We start from the raw sequence: 18,347 nt of genomic DNA on the forward strand, positions 1-18,347 counted from the left end.
GCCCACCGGCCAACATCAGGACCACAGGCGTCCCGCGGCCGGACTCAAATTCTCATACGAAAGGGTGGCGGCCACGCCGCCCTGGCTGCTCTTGGTCTAGAATGTCCAATACCAGCCGGACCATGGCAAGGTCGAGACGGCTCTTGGCGTCAGTACTCGACATGAACTCCGCGAGGGCGTCGAAGCGACGCGCGAGGCGTTCGACCTGACGTGCCTTGGCGTCATGGCTGGGCCAGGTGGCCCACGTGGTGCCGAAGACGATTCCGTCCAGCACGAGATCGGGTCGTCCGCGGATGATCGCCGCGACGGCGCCCGCACCAATATGAGCGACGAAGCGCCCATCCATTGTCGCTTCCGGCCAGACAAGCCGCGGCTCGGTGGCTCCAGCGTTGCGTTCCGCAGCCTCTTTCTCACTGATTGGCAGACAGGCCCACAAAGCCGCAGCATGGTCTGCTGCGACGGGCGCCATCGTCTCCCGGACACTCTGGAGCAGATTGTTGACACGCTCTCGCAGCGCCGCGTCGGTGAACCTCTGGTCCGGCAGCCGTTCAGTGATGTCGGCGGCCACACGCGCGATGGCGTCGTTGCTGCGAGCCTCGGTTCGCAGCCCTTCCGCTAGCGTCATAATTGCGTAGTCGCGCGGGTCGCGACCACACTCACGAAAAACCGCGTGAGTACCGCTGACGAAGATGGTCAGCTCCCCGCGTGCGCTGCGGGACAAGGATGGTGTCTCCTGCCCGTTCGCGTCAATGAGCCGCTCGGAGGTCTCATAGACCACCACCCTGCGACGGCCAAGCTGCGGAAGGCTAACATCACCACACAGGTCCGGCAACCGCCGCGCGGCCGCCCGGTATCGGCGGAACCGCTCGTCTTCCGTCTCCGGACGCGGGTCGGGGCCAGCCGGAGCAGGCCCACCGCCGGTAGCAGGCTGCGACACGCCGAGCCCGGTCCGGGTGAGCAGGTCATCCGGTGTTTGACCTGGGTCTTTCGTTCCGCCGGGTTGGTTCCCGGGCGGAGGGGGTGACGGCGGGTCCGCCTGGCCGGTCCTTATCCGATCGTGCTCCGCCGCCGCCTCGTACCACCGCTCATCGGTAAGGTAGTCAGCCTGACCTTGCCGAAACCGGACAGCCCACTCGCGGGCGCGTTCATGCAGCGGATTCTGGCCGTCACCCGGAATTAGGCGCTTCAGACCCGCGGTATTCCTACGGTAGGCGCTGAAGATCCAACCGAGAGGTGACTGATTTTCACTGAAACCTTTTCCCTGTGCCTTCCGAGGCYGAAGGGGGCCCTCGCCGCGGACGATGTGGACTGCCGTCAGCCACTCGCGTCCTCGTTCGAAATCGTTCTTCTGATAGTGGACTGGTACGTGGTCCAGGTGGATTTCGCCGACGATCCGGCCGCCGGTTGTACTACCAAACTCGATCGGGTACTCCAGCAAAACATCGCCGGTGTCCGGATCTTCCCAGGAGAAAAGACTCTTATCTGACATCAAAATTTTTCGGCCATTGCGGAGCAGGTCGATACCAAAATCGTTCTTGTCCAGATAACGCTGAAGGCCGACCCATCCGACGACACGGCGTTCGCGAAGCTCCAGATTCTCGCTTTCGCACTTCAAGCACCGCTCGGGATCATGCTGATGCCAATGGCCGCAGCTCATGCACGCCCACGCAGGCTGAAGCTCACGGTTGATCTCGATGACCGCTGGAACCYGGGTGCCACGGTAATCGACACCGCGACTCGGCGACCATACGCAAGGTAGCCATGGCCTCACCCGCGTCTGATTGACATAGAGCCCGAAGCCTCGGCCGGCCAACACCGGTTCAGGCAGTTCTCTAACCGCGTTCCCTTGTCGGAGCAAGTAGGAGTAGACCTTGCCGAGGCGCTCACGTACCTGCGCTACGGTTGTCGGCCGGCGTAGCCGGTCGCGTGTCTCCGGACGAAGGCGCCTGACGGTCACCTCGGTCCCGTGAAGCCCCGGGTCATCCTTTGGCTCTCGCCTCAACGGGATGCTAAAGGTGCTCTCCCGCTCCATCCGCCGGAAGTCGATCTCAGCCACCAGCCAGTCGGTGTCGCCCGACCGGGTGGTACGCACCTCAGTGAGGGAGCCGAGACGCGCGGTCGCGATGTTGAACCCCATGCCGAACAGGCCGAGCGTTCCGTAGCGGAACTTGTTGCTGTAACCAGCTCGGAGGGACCGCTCCAAATCCTCCTTGCTCATCCCGCGACCGTTGTCCGACACGCAAACGATCTCGCCGCCCTCAACTGTCCTGGGTGTCGGCAGCGTCACCTGCACGGCAGGCGGGTTCGACGGGTCCCGCTCATCATCGGCGAGGAAGTCGTCGAACGCGTTGTCGATCAACTCGGCCAAGCACTGCCAGGGCTGATAGGGGATGTCGCCCAGCACCTCCAGCAGCCGCGGCGACGGCGTCAGGTCGAGGCGCTCGAACGAACCTCCACCCGACCCGCCCGCCATAGACCCTTCCTCCATCCCCAAGCCCCCCTCGCCACCAACCCGTCTCACCAGCCATCCCGCCTGCCGGTGAACCCAGGGTCTGACGCAACTACGAAGTGAAGCATAGTCATACCAAATTGTGACAGGAGGGTTGATTCGGCTCCTGCGATTCACAGCGACAGGCAGGTCGGCACCACCAGGCTCGCGACGCCCTCAGGCGTCGCCGCATGAGTAACGGTGAGAGCGCTCGGCCGCAGCCACGGGTCATGACCGCGCTGGAGAAGATCCTCGACGCCGAGATCGACGTCGAGGTGTGCCCGCCGTGGCTGCTACGCCCCGGCCGCGCGGAGTGCGCTGCTGCCTGGGCACCCCTGAGCACGATCTACCGCGCCCTCACCGGACAGGAACTACCCGAGACCGCCCCACCCCGCGAACGTCGACGCCCCGACCCAGCAGGCCCTGCAAACCCTGGAATGGGTGCACCGCCGCGAGAACCTCGTCATCGCCGGCCCCGCCGGCACCGGCAAGACGTTCCTGCTCGAAGCCCTCGGCCAGACCGCCGTCGAGGCCGGGCTGCACGTCGCCTGGTTCACCCTCGAAGCCCTCGGCGTCCTCGTCCGCGCCCACCGCGCCGACGACACCGTCACCAAGGCCGTTGAGAAGATCMTCCGCGCCGACCTGATTATCGTCGACGACATCGGTCTGCTCCCCGTCGGGCCCGACGCCGCCGAAGGCCTCTACCGGCTCGTTGACGCCGCCTACGAGAAACGGTCGATCGCGGTCTCCTCGAACCTGCACCCCGCCGGCTTCGACGAGATCATGCCCAAGACCCTCGCGACCGCGACCGTCGACCGGCTCCTGCACCACGCCCACCTCTGCCAGACCAGCGGCGACAGCGTCCGCCTCGCTCAAGCCCTCGCAGGCAAGGGGGTGAAAGCCCTGGCCTGACACAAAAGCCGCGCCGAAACGGTGGCCGCCAGTGGGCAGATCTGGTGGCCACCACCGGGCCGGAACCATGACCGCCACCGGGCCGTTCTCAGGCTCTGGCACAAATTCCGTGAACAAAGGACCTTGATCTTTAACGGTCGAGGAGGACGCGTTTGCGGAGCAGGTCGGGCTCGGCTCGACCGTACATCTGGCGTTTCAGCATCTTGATTCGGTTGACCTGGCCCTCGACCTGGCCGGAACTCCAGGGCAACGTCAGCGCGGCGGTGACCGCCTGCCAGTCGCTACGCAGTCCGGTGGCAAACCTGGCCAGCTCGGRCAGGGAGCTGGCCTCAGCCCGCTCGGTCCAGCTCTGCAGCGCGGCCAGGCCGCGGCGGTGCACGAGCAGGTCGGCGAACGAGGCGACCAGCTCACGGGCTAAGGCCAGCTCGGGGCAGCGGTCACACAGCTCGGCGAGGCGGGCCTTGTCGCCGTCGTCGACCTCGTCGGGATGGCGGGTAAGTGCTCCGGTCACCTCCCTGCGGGTGGGGTCGGTCGGACGCTCGGGGACGGGGGTGCCGGCGCGGAGCCGGGCCACGAACCGTCGCACCGTGCGTTCGCTGACGTGGACGCCGCGTTCGCGCAGTTCCTCCCGCAGCAGGCTGGTACTCGTGGCGCCTTCGGTGAACCGGGCGGTCAGGTAGTCGGCATGGCGGTCGAGGACGCTGGGCCGGCCAGCGGGCCCCGAGCCGAGCAGCTCCTCGGGGGTGGCGGCGCGCGCGAACCGGCGCACGGTCCTGCGGTTGAGCCGGAGCCGCTCGGCGATGCGGGACAGCGGCAGTCCGGTCGCAACCAGCGCGTGGACCTCAGAGTGGCGGGCTCGGGTACGCGCCGCGAGCGCGCCTTCAAGCTCCACAGGCACGACCGGTACGGCCACCGCGGCCGGCTCGGGGCACGGCGAACGCCACTGGGGCCGCAGCCGGCCCACAGCACGCTCGACCGCCTGGCACAGGTTGTGCCACAGGTGCCAGCGGTCGGCCACGTTCGTCGCGGTCGGCGCGCCGCGTGCGGCGCCTTCGGCGTAACAGGCTGCGCGGTCCCGGCAGATCACCCCCACGCCAGGATGGGCGTCCAGCCACGCTGCCAACGCGTCGGCGGAACGCTCGGCGAGAAGGTCGATCACCCGGTGGGCCTCCAGGTCGACGAGGACCGTGCCGTAGCTGTGCCCGCGCCGCCAGGAGAAGTCGTCGACCCCGAGCACCCGCACCGCCCCGACGTCCGGGTCGGGACGGGCACGGACCAGGCGCAGCAGCGTCGCCCGGCTGACCGCGACGACGAGCCGCCCGGCGAGCCGGGCCCCGGCCCGGCCGCCCAGCGCCGTCGCGACCGACTCCCACACCTGCCCCAGCAGCAGGGTGCGCCGGCCGTAGCGGACGGTCAGCCCGGGGATCTGCTCGGCGAACGTCCGGCGCGCACAATCGACGGTCGCGCAGAAGAACCGTCGCACCCGCAGGTGCACCACCAGTTCCTGACCGCCGACCGGACTGTCCGCCACCCGACGCTCGTAGCGGCTGTGGACCCGCACCGACTCGACGCCGCACCCCGGGCACACCCCCGCAGTAGCCCGGCTCCGGGCGAGCACACGCACTGACCGCCCAGCACGCACGATCTCCTCGACGATCAAGCCGGCGAAGTGAGGGAACAGGACATGGATCGGGTCAAGGACTGCCACCCGTCATGATCCACGAGGCCTCGCGCCGGCCCGCCCACCGGGCCATCACGGAATTTGTGCCAGAGCCCGTTCTCAATGGCCCTTGACAGTTTACGGAGGGTCTCGGCGGAGATCGGCCGGCTGTGTGTACTCCAGTGAAGGGTGTCCTCTGCGCGTTCTCGGTGAATCAGGTCCTGCTCAGAGGACCGCCGCCGGTGCCCGCGAAATTCGCTCTCCTCCTGGTGTGGTTGCTCCGTTTTTCCCGTCCGGTCAATGCCGCAGATCCGGTGCTGCTTTCGCCTCTTCTGAACTTCACGACAGCCGGACCAGGAACGGGTTTTTCGGGGGTTCCGGTGTTCTGGATGGCTGTTCGTGATCTTGCGCGCCGGACACGGCATCAGGGCCGTCGATCGCCCATCCGGGGCACGGTGTGGTTACACGCCGTGCCGACGGGTAGCTCGTTGCCGCAGGTCCCGGCGGAGATCGATGCTGCGGGCGTTGTTCAGTTGGGCAGGAAGAACGCCGGCTCGTAGCCGGACGCGGCGAGGTCTTCGTAGGTCTGGGTGGCGGGAACCCGATCCCACACGCCGCCGAGTAGCACCGCAAAGCCGGATGGCGCCGCCATGAAGAGGTGGAGTATTGGCGGATTGACACGGCGCGCGATCTGCCGGCTCAGGTCGCGAACGGCCAACGCGACGGCATATGCGTGATCTCTGTCGGCGATGCTACTACCCGAGATTCCGGAGGGCAGGCTGATCGTGATGATGGGTATATCGCGTCCAGTGCTAGCGATGTAGCTGGTGACGTCTGGGGTCAGGTCGGCGGAGATCGCGAGCGCGAGTGCGACCTCRCTGCCTGGCCGAAGTTCAGCGATCGATGACGAGAGGCAGATGGAAGCGGGCATGATCGTTCCGCCGGGTTTGAGCCACAGTTGGCCGTCCTTGGTCTTGGCGGGGATAAATCCGGCTGTCTCCTGGAACATGACGGCAGCGGTGAACCAGGTCGGCAGTCGCATGGTGCCGGTGATGAGGATGCGTTTCGCGCCGAGGCTGCGCAACGTCCGCTGAGCGTCGATGAGTTGTGGCCGAAGAACTGTTTCCCATTCCTTGGGGTTCTTGAGACCGCGTCGGCTGCGGGCCTCGCTTCCTCGGAATCGGTCCACCCAGTCGAGCGTCACGCGGGCGTCCGGGTTTGTGAAGCCTTCGTCGAGGGCGTTGATGGCAACCATGGTGAATGGCTCTTGCGCCCGGATGCCGAGGCGGTCGATGGCGGCCGCGATGTCGGCTGGTCGTTTCTGGCTGCGGCTGGTTTTGACCCACTCTCGAACTTCGGCGATTCCGAGCCGGTAGGCGACTTCGTCTGCTTGGACACCCGCCGCGTGGCTTATGTCTCGGATATGATAGTCGCGCCAGGCAGCTTCGGATGCGTCGGTGTGTAGCCGCAGGTTGGACAGGAATTCGTACAGCTCGTCGTCGGTGCAGTCGAGGTGACGGAGTAGGTTTCGACGTCCGGCCGCTGTAGCTGCATTAGTCGCGGTGCACAGCCGATCCGCCAAGTGATCATTGCGGTCTCGCAGGGTGAGCACCGGGTCGTCGGGGTGGATGGACCGATTCGTGACCAGGGTCAGCCTCGGGTGGGCACCGTCGACCCGCAGCTGCTGCGAGGTGCGGTAGAACCGCTGGAGAATGCTGGGGCCTCRCTTGCCCGACAGCGCGGTCAGCCACTCAATGGTCGCTGCTTTCTCRGCTGTGACGCTGGCCTTGACCTGCATGTAGTCGTCCGGCCCGTGGGCCTTCCCGATGACGACGTCGTCCACGTTGCCGGCCGTCACCGCCTCGACAGTGACGGCGTTGGCGCCCGAGTGTGGCACAAGGGTGCGCAGCGCGGCGTGCCAGGCGACTGCGTACTGGAGGTCATCGCCGGTGACGCGTGCGCCRCTCGCGCTGGGCCTGCCGCTGTCGGCTGCCATGGCGCGTCAGTGGCGCGAGGTGAACGGGGGCGTGGGCGGGTTCGCCTTGACCTGGCTGATGATCATCTGTGCGGTGACAGGCTGGTCGGGGTAGGCGGCCAGGCAGGTGGAGGCAACGAGGCGGTCGGTGAGGTCGGAGTAGGTGAAGCCGTAGCCACGTCCATTCGGGCCAGTGAGCCGCACGAGAGTTGCGATCTCCCCCTCGCTGAGGGTGACRCCATCGAAGATCCTTGCGAGGACCGCGCCGCGTTGGCTGTYGTCTGGCCGRCTGAAGTCGAAYTCGGCGGCGGCCCGGCGGCGGATGGCGGGATCGAGCGCGTCCCCACGGTTGGTACACATGATCACCAGAACAGCGAGCTCTTCCGCGGCGATCTGGCTAATACCGCGGATCAGCGCGTTCACGCCGGCCCGATCCTCGTGGTGCATCTGGCTGGCTTCGCGGGACTGTGCGAGGGCGTCGGCCTCGTCKATCACCAGGATGAGTGGCCGGCGGCCACGGTTTGCTCGGGCTTCGGCAATGATCGTGTCGAACGCTGTCCCGATCAGACGGGTCATCTCGCCGACGATGCCACTCCCGCGGGTGCGCAAGCTGAGCCGTTTGACGCGCACGGTGATGTGATGCTCGCGAGCGATGGCGTCGGCGAAGGTCTCGGCGAGCGTCGTCTTTCCGGTTCCGACATCTCCGCTAAAAATGATCAAAGGTGGGCGGTGGGCCATCAGCCTCACGGCGGGCAGCACGGCCCCGTGCATGGCGGTGCTCCAGTCCTCCAACAGCGAGGGCTTGAGGATGACCTCCGCTTCCTTGAGGAGGCGGGTCTTGATGTGGTCGAGCCCGACCAGCGCCGTGTAGCGCCGGAGGGCGAGCGGGTCTGGGAGATCGAGGTCGTCGTCGAAGATCTCGGCGGGTGTTGTGCTCATAGCGGGCGGTAGCTGCTCCTGGTGAACCCCGTCCCCTGGGCGGAGTAGGTGCGGTCGGTGGTGTGGAAGCCGCCGGAGTACCCCGGCGCCGCCGCCGGGGTCCGCACGATCGGCAGCGACTTCTCGATCGTGTCGCGGATCGCGGCGTCCAGGCGCCACCAGGCGGGTGAATGGATCAGGTAGCTGGTAAACGTGGCGTCGACGACGTCGGCGTGCCGGCACACGCCTCCGGCGCGGTCGTCGGTTGTGAGTGTGCCGTTGACGAAGACGTACTCCAGGGTCAGAATCCAGGCGCCGCGACATTGGAAGCCATAGATGACCTTGTCCACGTGGCCCCCGTGGGCCAAGGCTGTGGCTTCCGCTGCGAGGTCAATGATCTCTGTGTCGGACGGCTTGCCGTAGTACCGCTGGAGCTGGGCCAGGTCGGTAGCAATCTTGGATGCGACATACCGCGCCGAGGCGATGCTGAAGGTCTCGTTGGTGGTGAGCGTGGCGGTGATGGTCATAATCAACCCCGGAACCGGTCGCCGAGGACGACCTGCCAGCACTCGATGGCCTGGGCCCTCGTCGTGGCGTGCCGGGCTTCAGTGATCGCGTCCAGTGCCCGCTCGGCGGCCGTGACGATCCTCTGCTGGTCCTTCATCGTGTAGAGGCGTGCCGCGTTGTTCTCCGGGTTCACCGGGTCGAAGATCTCGATCACGTCGGTCCGCTGCCGTGGGAGGGCGTAGGCCGGGTAGTAGTCGGTGAAGGCGATTCGCTCGTTCAGTTCGGTCCGGACCACCAAGTCGAAGAAGCCGTCCAGGGCCGTGACGTAGTCACTGAACACGATCTTGTCTGTGTCGAGCAGGTGGGCGCACAGCAGCTCGACCATGAACGACTTGAAGCGGAAGTCCGCGTCTCGGTCTTTCTGCGCGTGGACCCACCACTTCACCAGCCGCACGACCTGCGCCCAGTCCGTAGGGCAGGYGCGCTTGCGGGCGCGGACGAAGTCGAGGTGGAGTCGCACACTGGTGAGCAGCCGGCGCCCATCGCTCTTGGAGACGAGGTAGCCCCGGTCGTCCGGATCGCCTTCGTACAGCACCGGGACGACGTCGACGTCGATGCCGCTGGACTTGAAGTGGATGTTGACGCAGTGGGTCGTCGCCTCGATCTGTGACGGGTCGATCAAGCCGCCGTATGCCTCCCGGAGCCGCTCCGCGAGCCAGTCCACCAGCTCCGCGCCGTCCTGCGGGGCTTCCGCCAGGCGGACGTACACGGCGACGTCGTAGTCGAGGACGTTCCGAAGCGCGGTCCCCTTGGCGACCGAGCCCGCGTGAAGCATCTTCACCAGCGAGAAGTTTGGGTGCTTGGCGATATGCGCGTGCAGGCGCTCGCGGAGGTGGTTCACCTGCTTCCGATCCTCGTCCGCAGTCGCCTTCGGCAGGTTCACGACGCGTCCGGCAAACACCGCGAGATCGTCATGAGTGATCTTCATGTCGTTCGGGTGCCCCCCTCCAGGAGTCGATCAAAGGGCGGCGCAACCGTACCACGGATGTTGACAAGGAMAGCAAGCCTGGTCCAGGATGTTTGTATCAATCACATGATGTTGGCGTCACTCGCACACGGGGTCAAGGATGACAATCGAGCCCGCCTACCAGGAGTTCGGAGAGCGGCTAGCCCAGACACGTCGACATGCTTCGCTGACCCAGCGCGACGTCGCCGAGCGTTCAGGTATCAGCCGCCCGACTATCGCCAACATTGAGAAGGGGCGGCAGCGCCTGCTCTACCATCAGCTCCTCGACTTGGCGCACGCGATCGGGGTCGATCCACGCGACCTCCTGCCCGCCCCGCCGACACCGTCGCCGGCTCTCGCGCACCTCGATGACCTGGCGCCACCTGCTCATGTGCTTGACTGGGTCCGTCGGGGCGTAGATAGAACAGGCAGACAGGACCGTGGCGAGCAACGCTGAGCGCGCAGCTCATGACCTCCTCGCCCGTCATGCCGTCGCCGCTCCACCCGTGCCAGTCGACAAGATCGCAGCGGCCGAGGGGATCTCCGTCGTTCAGGAACCGTTCCGCGACGACGAGGTCTCGGGCGTACTCCTCCGCGAGCCCGACCGGACGATGATCATCGTCAATGCGGCCAACGCTGTCGTCCGACAAAGATTCACTATTGCCCATGAAATTGGACACTTCACGTTACATCGTGGAACTGTCTACCTAGACGGACGCGCCCGCGTGAACTTCCGGGATGGCCTGTCGTCTATGGCTACAGACCAGGAAGAGATCGAGGCGAACTCATTCGCCGCAGCACTTCTCATGCCCACCAAATGGGTCAGAACAGCATTCGAGACCACAGTCCGAAACAGCCCGGTCGGCAGCGAGGAAGAGTTGGCCGGGCTGCTCGCTGGGCGCTTCGTCGTAAGCCGTCAAGCGATGCTCTTCAGGCTCATCTACCTCGGGCTTATTGCCGCACCTTAAAGACATCCCAGCTTCCATAACTGGCCGGCAGCCCTACAGGGGAAGCTCGGCAGCGATGCCCGTGCCACCAGACCAGCTGCGGGCACGGGCATCGCTCAGTCTCTGTCGATCAGAATGCTTGCTGGGGCTCACCGCCGACTGACCTTGCATTGCCTTCGATCTGGGCGTGGATGTCGCTGCGTAGCTGCGCGACCAGTCTGCGGGCAGTACCGGCGCCGACATGCAGCCGTTTACGCAGCGTCTCAGCGGAGATCGGGCGCTGGTGCTGCTGCCAGTGCAGCACGTCTTCGGCTCGCGCCCGGTGGAGCAGGTCCTGCTCCCGCGCACCCAGACCGTTCCGACAGGGTGTCTCGTCTGCCGAGAGCACTTCCGCCCTGCCATCCTGACCAGGCTGCGCGGGCACCGGTGGTTGGTCCATCAGCATCGACTCATACGAATCATCCGCGGTTCGTGAGGTCGGCAGGGGCGCGCGCGCCCCGGTAGTCTGCATGGCCTGAATCAGACCTGGGCCAACCTCGGCCCAGCCGATCATCAGAAGTGGGCCGACGGCGTCGAACGCGGCTTTGCCGTACTGGCCGRCAATCAGGGGCTCGGCGACGTTGAGAGCCAAGGTGACCAGACTGGCGAAGATGAGCAGGCGCCGGGCGGATCGCTGCACGTCGGCGGGGCCGCCGTACAGAGCCATCTGACGGGTACCCAGCAGCAGCCCGACAACGGACAAATCCACCGCGGGAGCTACCAAGGGGGCGATGAAAACCGGAACTCCCAAACGCAGGCCGAGGGCGAAAGAGTTCCCGAACCCGAACAGAAACGTCAATCCCACGACGATCCCGATCATTGTGGTCACGAGCTTCACGGCGTACGCGGGCCCAGCCGAGCCCGAGGAGTCCTCGCAGGGCGAGGCGGCTGAGGTTTCGCTCTGGCCGTTCACTGGGTACCACCCCTGACCGACAGCAATACGGCCATCCCGATCGGCCAGCCTGCGGCGGCGTTGCACCGAAGCCAGCCAGTGATCGCAGATGGCCGGCGGCTTGTCCCCGGCATCCGCAAAACCGATCTTCTTGGAGTGGGGGAGGACAGGGCAGTGAGTAGGACGGTGCCTCGTGCTGAGTTCGGGCTCGGGGCGGCCCCAGGCGACGTCGGAGGGGCACAGACACCGGCAAGTCGCGCGGACCCACACGGGCGTGGGGTCGAGCGGATGCGCTGCCGTGCGAGCCGCACCCTCGTCAAGGACGGGTCGAGGTGTAGCAACGGGTGTAGCAACGCCGGCGAACCGGCGCGTACGTCGGCGGCCTTCCACGGCCGAAAACGTACGTCCGCGGACGTCGAAATGACGGTCATTTCGGCCTGAAAAGCGGAAGGTCGGCGGTTCGACCCCGCCCCTGCCCACCACCTCTGATCAGGGGTTTTACCTCGCGACTGAGATCGTTTGAGGCCATTTGAAGATCGTTATGTAGCAACGTCTGTAGCAACGGCGACCGCAGTTAGACGGYGGACGGTCGCCCGCGCACCCCGCTGACCTGCACAGACACTTCCGACAGACCGTCCGCTTTGCGGCAAAACAGTCGAGCCAGCTCGATCGCCTCGGCACCGCGCCCCATCGCATCCGGCGTCGCGCAAAAGCCCTGGTCAAGCGTTCGTCACGAGGCGCAGATCCGGCGCCGCACCGCTCTGAACGGGCCGTTGAAGCCTCATGACCTGCGATGTTCGCACTCGCGGTCCGGCGCGCCRCATCACTCCCGGATGGTCGTGGGCCGCTGCTACACCGGTAGCTACAGATGGGCCGGAGAACCTGACGGAATCCGCTGATGTAGCCGTCTGACCTGCCCCGACTCGGGAAGCGTCGCGGCCGGACCGTCCGTTTCAACGGCGGACGGTCCAGGGAGCGCGTGCTGGTGTCAGATTGACACGCTGCTACCACACGAGTCCTCGTGATCTGACCGGAAATACCAACTGAACGTGGGCACGCTCGCGCCCGCCAGGGCACTTGGCCGCTGGTGCGCGCGACAGCGGCGGATCCCGTGGGCTGCCGGCTGGCCGTTCTGACGGTGAGCGGTGCTGGCGTGTCCGGTCGTCGCCCCGACAGAGCGGCCGTCAGGCCGCCGGGTCGGGCGTTCCGCTCGCGGCGGCCGTCAGGCCGCGGCGAGCAGGGCGGTGATCTCCTGTGCGCTCAGGTTGAGGCTCTTGAGCTCGCGCAGGGCGTTGCGCTTGCGGCGTTCCCTGCTCTGCAGGCTGGCGTGGTAGTCGACTCCGAGGTCATGGAACCGCGCGGTGGGGTCGTTCAGCAGATGCCAGACGATGGTCAGGATGGAGCGGGCGACGGCGACGAGGGCCTTGAGATGGCCGCGGCGTTTGACGAGGCGCCGGTAGMGGGAGCCGAGGAAGGTCTTCGTCTTCGCCGCCGCCATGGCGGCCTCCCCGAGGGCGCCGCGCAGGTAGGGGTTGCCCTTGCCGGTGCGCCCGGTGCGGCTTTTCGCGCCGGACTGGATCGTCTGGGGGGTCAGTTTCGCCCACGAGTTCAGGTGGCCGGAGGTCGGGAACTGGGCCATGTCGGTCCCGATCTCGGCGATGATCACCTGGGCGGTGTGGCGGGCGATGCCGGGGATCTCGTCGAGCCGGTCGAGGATGTCCAGGCCGGGCCGGGCCGCGGCGCCACCGCCGCCCTGGCCGGTCCCGGTGGTGGCGTCCCCGTCGGGGCCGGTCTCGCCACCGCGGGCGGCGTCGGCGGCGGCGTGGGCCGGGGCAGGCAGGGCGGCGATCGCGGTGTCGATCCGCTCGGTGAGCTCGGCGATCCGCCGATCGAGGCCGTCGATCTGGGCGAGCAGCACCGAGAGCAGGTAACCGTGGTGCTCGGTGAACTGGCCGGTCAGCGCGGTCGCCAGCTCGGCCTGGGTGGCCTTGACCCGGCCGCGGGCAAGCGCCGCGAGCTTCTTCGGATCACGTTCGCCCGCGACGAGCGCGTCGAGCATCGCCCGACCGGAGACCCCGAAGATGTCCGACAGCACCGTCGACAGTTTGATCAGGGCGTCCTCGAGGAGCTTCTCGACCCGCAGCCGGTGCCGGGTGCACTCGGCGGTCAGGTCCAGGCGCAGCCGGGTGAGGTTACGGATCTCGCGGATCTCGGGTGGCGGCACGAAGGAGGGCCGTAGCATGCCACGCTCGTTGAGTTTGGCCAGCCAGATCGCGTCGAGTTTGTCCGTTTTGGGTCTTCCCGGGACGTTCTTGACGTCCCGGGCGTTAACCAGCCACACCGTGAGACCGCGGGCCTCGAGCAGGTAGTAGAACGGGCGCCAGTAGTCAGGCGTAATCAGGCGTCGCCGTAAGGCCGTCCGTGACGGAGGTTGACGGGTCGGGAATCGGTCCGGCGTGTCGGTCACGGACTGCGAATCTGTAGTCGATACGTTACGAGACGTGACGGACGTTGTGGAGCCGTGCCGGACGCAGCGGCTCGTGCTGCCGGACGGTGCGACGAGCTGGACGGTGCTCGGACCGGACTACCGGGTGGTCGGGCCGGCGGAGGAGTTCCTGGAGTATCTGCGGGCGCAGGGCTCCTCGCCGAACACGGTGCGCTCGTATGCGCGGGCGCTCGCGCTGTGGTGGAGCTATCTGGCGGTGTTCGGCTTGGCCTGGGACGCGGTGACGCTGGCGGGGGTCGGCGGGTTTCTGACGTGGCTGCGTTCCGGGGACGGGCCGGATGTGGTGTCGATCGAGCCGCGGGCCGCGCGGGTCGCCGAGTCGACGGTCGCGAACCGGCTGCGGGCTATGACGTCCTGCTACCGCTACCACGAGCTCAACGGCGTGCCGCTCGGCGGCGACCTCGTTCGGCTGGTGCATGGCGGGCGGGCGGCCTACCGGCCGATGCTCGAGCACGTCGCGCGCAGGCGKGGCCGGGAGCGGGCGGTCGTGCGGGTCCGCACCCCGTCGCGGCAGGCACCTCCGGTGCTCACGCCGTCGCAGATCGAGCTGATCTGCGACACGTGCGCGACGTTCGACGCGGCCACGGGCAGGTGGCAGGGGCAGGTGCGTGACCKGCTGCTGTGGTCGCTGCTGGCGGAAAGCGGCCTGCGCCTGGGTGAGGCGCTGGGTCTGCAGCACCGGGACTGGCACACCGGCCGCGGCGACACCCCGTTCCTCGAGGTCGTCCCGCGGGAGCATCCGCACCGGGTCCGGGTCAAGGGCGGCCGCTACCGGCGGATCTATGTGTCGGACGTGCTCGACCGGCTCTATGGYGAGTACCTCTGGCAGCTGTGCGATGCCGGCGTCGACCAGGCAGTGGCCGATCTGGACACGGCGCCGGTGTTCGTGAACGTCGCGGGCGGGACGCGATTCGCGCCGTGGCGACCGGAGACGGTCTACGACCTGGTCCGCCGGCTGCGCCGCGACCTCGCCGGGAAGGTCCCGACGGGCTGGGCGCCCCACTGGCTGCGCCACTCGCACGCGACCGCCCTGCTGCTGGCAGGGGTGCCGGTGCACGTCGTGTCCCGCCGGCTCGGCCACGCCGACGTGCAGACCACGCTGGAGATCTACGCCCACGTGACCGAGGACACCGACGCGCGAGCAGCGGCGAGCTGGCGGGCGTTCACCGCCGGCTGGCGCCCCCAGGCCGTGGCCGGCGGCGGGCAGATCGGACCGTGCTCGTGAACATCACGGTCGAGGAAGTCATGGACAACCTGGCCGCCGCGGGGTGCGGATATGCCCCCGTGATCCTGGACCAGTTGTGGGCGACGGTTCCTGATGACCTGCGGCTGGGCCGGCTGTCGGCGGCGACGGTGCCCGAGCGCTACCGCAACGCGTTCACCGCGGCCGCCCCGAGCAACGCGATCCTCGTCGAGAGACTGCCGGAGCCGATGGGCCGCGAGCTGACCTGGTGCTGCCTGAGGGTGATCGAGCTGGGCGGGAAGATCGCGCTACCGGGGGTGGCGATGCTGACCCGCCGCCTCGCCGAGGCCGTCGCCGACCTCGGCGCTCGCGGCCCCGTCTCGCTGATGGACCTGCCCGCGCGGGACTGGTGTCAGCAGTTCTCGTTGGCGGTCCACCGGCGCAAGGGCAGGCTGCCGACCGCGCGCTCGACGCAGACCGTGCGGGAGACCTTGGTGCGGTTCCTGCGGCTGCTCGCCCTCGCCTACGACACCAGACCCTGGTGGCAGCGGGAGTCCTGGAACCCGGTCGAGGATCCCCGCATCCCGCTGCGCGCGCACGAGCCCCAGGGTCGCGAGGCGATCTACTTCCAGCGCGTCAGTGCGTCCCGGCTGCGCCTCGGCCTGCAGTGGTACTGCAAGATCAGCCTCGAGACCGGGGCGCTGCGATGGTCGACCGTCGGCCAGCGGGTGTTCGCCATGACCATGTTCGACGCGTTCCTCGCGAGCCGCGGCGGGCGTCCCACCCACCTGGCCGACACACCGGAGGGGGTGCGGGCCCTCATGCTCGACTACCTCGGCCACGTCCGTGCCTCGCGTGCCAGCCGCGGGCCGACCGAGGGACAGCCGCTGTCCGCGAACCACATGAAGATCCTGCTGATCTCTGTCGAGCAGTTCTACGCCTTCATGCACGACCACAAACACGAGGCCGCGGCGGCACTGGGCGACCCAGGCTGGCTGCGCCTCGGACCGCAGCATGCGGCGTTCTACCGGCGCGGCGAGATCCCCCGCCCCGTGGCGCACCGCGACACCGAGCAAAACGTCATCCCCGAGGCCGCGTTCACGCAGATCATGGCCAGCATCGGGATGCTCGGCGATCCGGTGGCCGACGGAGGGTTCGGCGACGAGCAGGCCATGCGGATCATGATGCTGCAGACGCGGCTCGGCCGGCGGATCAGCGAACTGCTCCTGCTCGACCACGACCCGCTCTGCGCGCTCGCCATGCAGGCGCCGTCCGACGAGGAGCCAGACGCGTTCGCCGCCCGGCTCCGCTACCAACAGACCAAGATCGACGGTGCGCCGGACACGGTCCTGGTCGACCGCGAGATCGTGACGATCATCCGCGCGCAACAGGAATGGGCGTCCGGATGGATCGCTCGCCACGGCGCGCCGGGAGCGACGCCGCGTTACCTGTTCCTGGGCGAGAAGATGAACCGCCACGGCAACCGGCCCTACGTGTCGAGCACCCTGCACCGGATGCTCACCGAGATGGCCCGCCGGCTCGATATCCGCGACGACGTCGGCCGTCTGGTCGACTTCCAGCGCACGCACCGCTTCAGGCACACGAAGGYGACCAGCCTGCTCAACGCCGGGGTGCCGATCCACGTCGTGCAGCGCTACCTCGGGCATCTGTCCCCGACGATGACGATGCACTACGCGAAGACCCTCACCGAGACCCACGAGGCGGAGTTCCTGCGCTACCGCAAGCGCACAGCCGACGCCCGCGAACTCGCCATGCCGGCGGCCGATCTCTACGACCTGCTGCATCTCGACAGCCGCACCGACCGGATCCTGCCGAACGGCTACTGCCTGCTGCCACCACGGCAGTCCTGCGACCGGGGAAACGCCTGCCTGACGTGCGACAAGTTCACCACCGACGCGACGTTCCTGCCCGAACTGCGCGCCCAGCACCGCCGCACCCTGACCCTCATCGACACCCGCCAGGCAGCGTTCACCGCCCGCACCGGCACCCCGATGGGCACCGACAACGTCTGGCTCGCCGGCCGCCACCGCGAGGCGGCCGCCCTCGAAGCGGTCATCGCCGCCCTCGACGCCGACACCGCCGCGCAGGGGCAGCCAGTCCGCGGCGCCGGGGTCGTCGCCCGCACCGACGCCACGGCCCGCCGCGCGACCGGCGACCTGGGACGAGGCCAGCCCGATGGCCGGTAACCTCGACAACCTGCGCAGGGCCACCGCGACGCGCACCGCCACCGCCGTGACCAGAGCCGAAAAGACGCTCGAGGAGATGCGCGCCGCCGACGAGCCGGTCACCTTCCGCGGCCTGGCCGCCCGCTCCGGGGTCTCCCTGGACTTCCTCTATCGACACACCGGCCTGCGCAGCCGGATCGAGCAGTTGCGCGCGACACAGACCGCCCAGCCATCCCGACCGGCGGAACCGGACCAGCCGAGCAACGTCGTGCGGACACTGACCGCGCAGCTCAGCGAACTCAAAGCCCGCCACCGCGCCGAGATCACCGCGCTGAACGAGGCGCTCGCCGCAGCCCACGGGGAGAACCTGATACTCCGCCGCCGCCTCGGCCCCAACGCCACGGCCGGCACCGACACCAACCCCAACGACCCGTGAGCGCCACCCGGACACAGTCGTCACGTGACGACCGCCCCCAGCGCGGCGCCGGACGACCCCACGCGGCGCTATCCCTGCCTCGGCGCCTCGACGCCAACCCCGGGTCCGCACACTGATCCGGCCGAGCGGACCCGCCCCGTCGCGGACGCGTCCGTGACGGCCCTGACCTGCCAAAACAACTATATTCGATCTTGAAAACTACAGATAACGCCGGTGGATTCCATACCCACCGGAGAAACCCGCTGTTCCGACAGCCACCCGGCCAGCCGGGTCAGTCCCGCTCCCGTCGTGGCGAAGGTCCGCACCTCCCCCCGCCGGCCGCCACCACGCCCGCCAACCCGGACCGCCGCCACGACCGTGTCCCGGTGCACGTCCAACCCGGCGACCCGGTCGATCAGCACATCCATGAAAGACCGCCTCCTTCCCTTACGATCAGTGATCCACACGGACCGYCCGGGGAGGGCCTGTCATCAAAGATTCTGAGGTACGCGCTCGTGGCAGCAGGACAGGATTCCTCAGGACCTCCGCGCCACACTGACCTACGGGCTCGCAGGCACCACAGAGGGACGACGTCGGACCGGACGGCACCAACATCCTCATCAGGACAGGGTGCCGGCGCAAGCCGGCATGATCACTGACCTGCGACGATTCGCCGAGCGTCGGGCCTCGCCGAGCGTGTCGACCTATTAATA

General features: G+C 67.7%; 14 protein-coding genes and 1 pseudogene. 6 read left to right on the forward strand and 9 right to left on the reverse strand.

Annotation, left to right across the window (positions count from 1 at the left end; all coding sequences use genetic code 11):
• Positions 1 to 52: 52 nt before the first annotated feature.
• On the reverse strand, positions 53 to 2,473 hold the full coding sequence (locus CcI156_RS21935; RefSeq protein WP_076807950.1) for an ATP-binding protein: 2,421 nt from the start codon (positions 2,471 to 2,473) through the stop codon (positions 53 to 55).
• A 417-nt stretch (positions 2,474 to 2,890) separates the two neighbouring features.
• On the opposite strand from CcI156_RS21935, the pseudogene CcI156_RS21940 reads away from it, so the two are divergent.
• Positions 2,891 to 3,400: pseudogene (locus CcI156_RS21940) on the forward strand (ATP-binding protein); the annotation flags it as partial.
• 130 nt (positions 3,401 to 3,530) lie between these two features.
• Here the strand turns inward: CcI156_RS21940 and CcI156_RS21945 are convergent.
• From CcI156_RS21945 to CcI156_RS21970, 5 genes are all read right to left on the reverse strand, one after another.
• Complete coding sequence (locus CcI156_RS21945; RefSeq protein ID WP_076807952.1) at positions 3,531 to 5,108, reverse strand: ISL3 family transposase; 1,578 nt, start codon at positions 5,106 to 5,108, stop codon at positions 3,531 to 3,533.
• Between the two features lie 481 nt (positions 5,109 to 5,589).
• A complete protein-coding gene (locus CcI156_RS21955) occupies positions 5,590 to 7,056 on the reverse strand; it encodes an SAVED domain-containing protein (RefSeq protein WP_076807957.1) in 1,467 nt (488 codons plus the stop codon).
• A 6-nt stretch (positions 7,057 to 7,062) separates the two neighbouring features.
• Entirely contained in the window at positions 7,063 to 7,974 is a 912-nt protein-coding gene (locus tag CcI156_RS21960) for an ATP-binding protein (RefSeq protein WP_076807959.1), read from the reverse strand.
• A complete protein-coding gene (locus tag CcI156_RS26020) occupies positions 7,971 to 8,480 on the reverse strand; it encodes a hypothetical protein (RefSeq protein ID WP_011434600.1) in 510 nt (169 codons plus the stop codon). The genes CcI156_RS21960 and CcI156_RS26020 overlap by 4 nt, the downstream gene beginning before the upstream one ends.
• Before the next feature lie 2 nt (positions 8,481 to 8,482).
• The gene (locus tag CcI156_RS21970) at positions 8,483 to 9,448 is read right to left on the reverse strand and encodes a CBASS oligonucleotide cyclase (RefSeq protein ID WP_076807961.1); all 966 of its coding nucleotides are present in this window, start codon (positions 9,446 to 9,448) and stop codon (positions 8,483 to 8,485) included.
• A gap of 139 nt (positions 9,449 to 9,587) precedes the next feature.
• Here CcI156_RS21970 and CcI156_RS21975 point away from each other — a divergent pair, with 139 nt between their 5' ends.
• Positions 9,588 to 9,923: a helix-turn-helix domain-containing protein gene (locus CcI156_RS21975; protein ID WP_011434602.1), complete on the forward strand. Its 336-nt coding sequence runs from the start codon at positions 9,588 to 9,590 to the stop codon at positions 9,921 to 9,923.
• Between the two features lie 49 nt (positions 9,924 to 9,972).
• Positions 9,973 to 10,434, forward strand: a complete 462-nt coding sequence (locus CcI156_RS21980) for an ImmA/IrrE family metallo-endopeptidase (protein WP_049760801.1) — start codon at positions 9,973 to 9,975, stop codon at positions 10,432 to 10,434.
• Between the two features lie 109 nt (positions 10,435 to 10,543).
• On the opposite strand, the gene CcI156_RS21985 is transcribed toward CcI156_RS21980, so the two are convergent.
• Together CcI156_RS21985 and CcI156_RS21990 are read right to left on the reverse strand one after the other, a co-directional pair.
• The gene (locus CcI156_RS21985) at positions 10,544 to 11,365 is read right to left on the reverse strand and encodes a hypothetical protein (protein WP_076807963.1); all 822 of its coding nucleotides are present in this window, start codon (positions 11,363 to 11,365) and stop codon (positions 10,544 to 10,546) included.
• 1,201 nt (positions 11,366 to 12,566) lie between these two features.
• Positions 12,567 to 13,811, reverse strand: a complete 1,245-nt coding sequence (locus CcI156_RS21990) for an IS110 family transposase (protein ID WP_254847557.1) — start codon at positions 13,809 to 13,811, stop codon at positions 12,567 to 12,569.
• A 34-nt stretch (positions 13,812 to 13,845) separates the two neighbouring features.
• Between CcI156_RS21990 and CcI156_RS21995 the strand changes: the two genes are divergently transcribed.
• Genes CcI156_RS21995 through CcI156_RS22005 form a run of 3 tightly spaced genes read left to right on the forward strand, consistent with a single transcriptional unit; the run spans position 13,846 to position 17,655 of the window.
• The gene (locus CcI156_RS21995; protein WP_217697736.1) at positions 13,846 to 15,075 is read left to right on the forward strand and encodes a tyrosine-type recombinase/integrase; all 1,230 of its coding nucleotides are present in this window, start codon (positions 13,846 to 13,848) and stop codon (positions 15,073 to 15,075) included.
• Positions 15,066 to 17,240, forward strand: a complete 2,175-nt coding sequence (locus CcI156_RS22000; RefSeq protein WP_076807969.1) for a tyrosine-type recombinase/integrase — start codon at positions 15,066 to 15,068, stop codon at positions 17,238 to 17,240. Before CcI156_RS21995 ends, CcI156_RS22000 begins: the two co-directional genes overlap by 10 nt.
• Positions 17,230 to 17,655, forward strand: a complete 426-nt coding sequence (locus CcI156_RS22005) for a DUF6262 family protein (RefSeq protein ID WP_023841376.1) — start codon at positions 17,230 to 17,232, stop codon at positions 17,653 to 17,655. The genes CcI156_RS22000 and CcI156_RS22005 overlap by 11 nt, the downstream gene beginning before the upstream one ends.
• 179 nt (positions 17,656 to 17,834) lie before the next feature.
• On the opposite strand, the gene CcI156_RS22010 is transcribed toward CcI156_RS22005, so the two are convergent.
• On the reverse strand, positions 17,835 to 18,062 hold the full coding sequence (locus CcI156_RS22010) for a hypothetical protein (RefSeq protein ID WP_023841375.1): 228 nt from the start codon (positions 18,060 to 18,062) through the stop codon (positions 17,835 to 17,837).
• Positions 18,063 to 18,347: the final 285 nt, after the last annotated feature.

Origin of the sequence: Frankia sp. CcI156, assembly GCF_001983015.1 — a bacterium.
In the GTDB taxonomy this organism is placed as follows: Bacteria; Actinomycetota; Actinomycetes; order Frankiales; family Frankiaceae; genus Frankia; species Frankia casuarinae.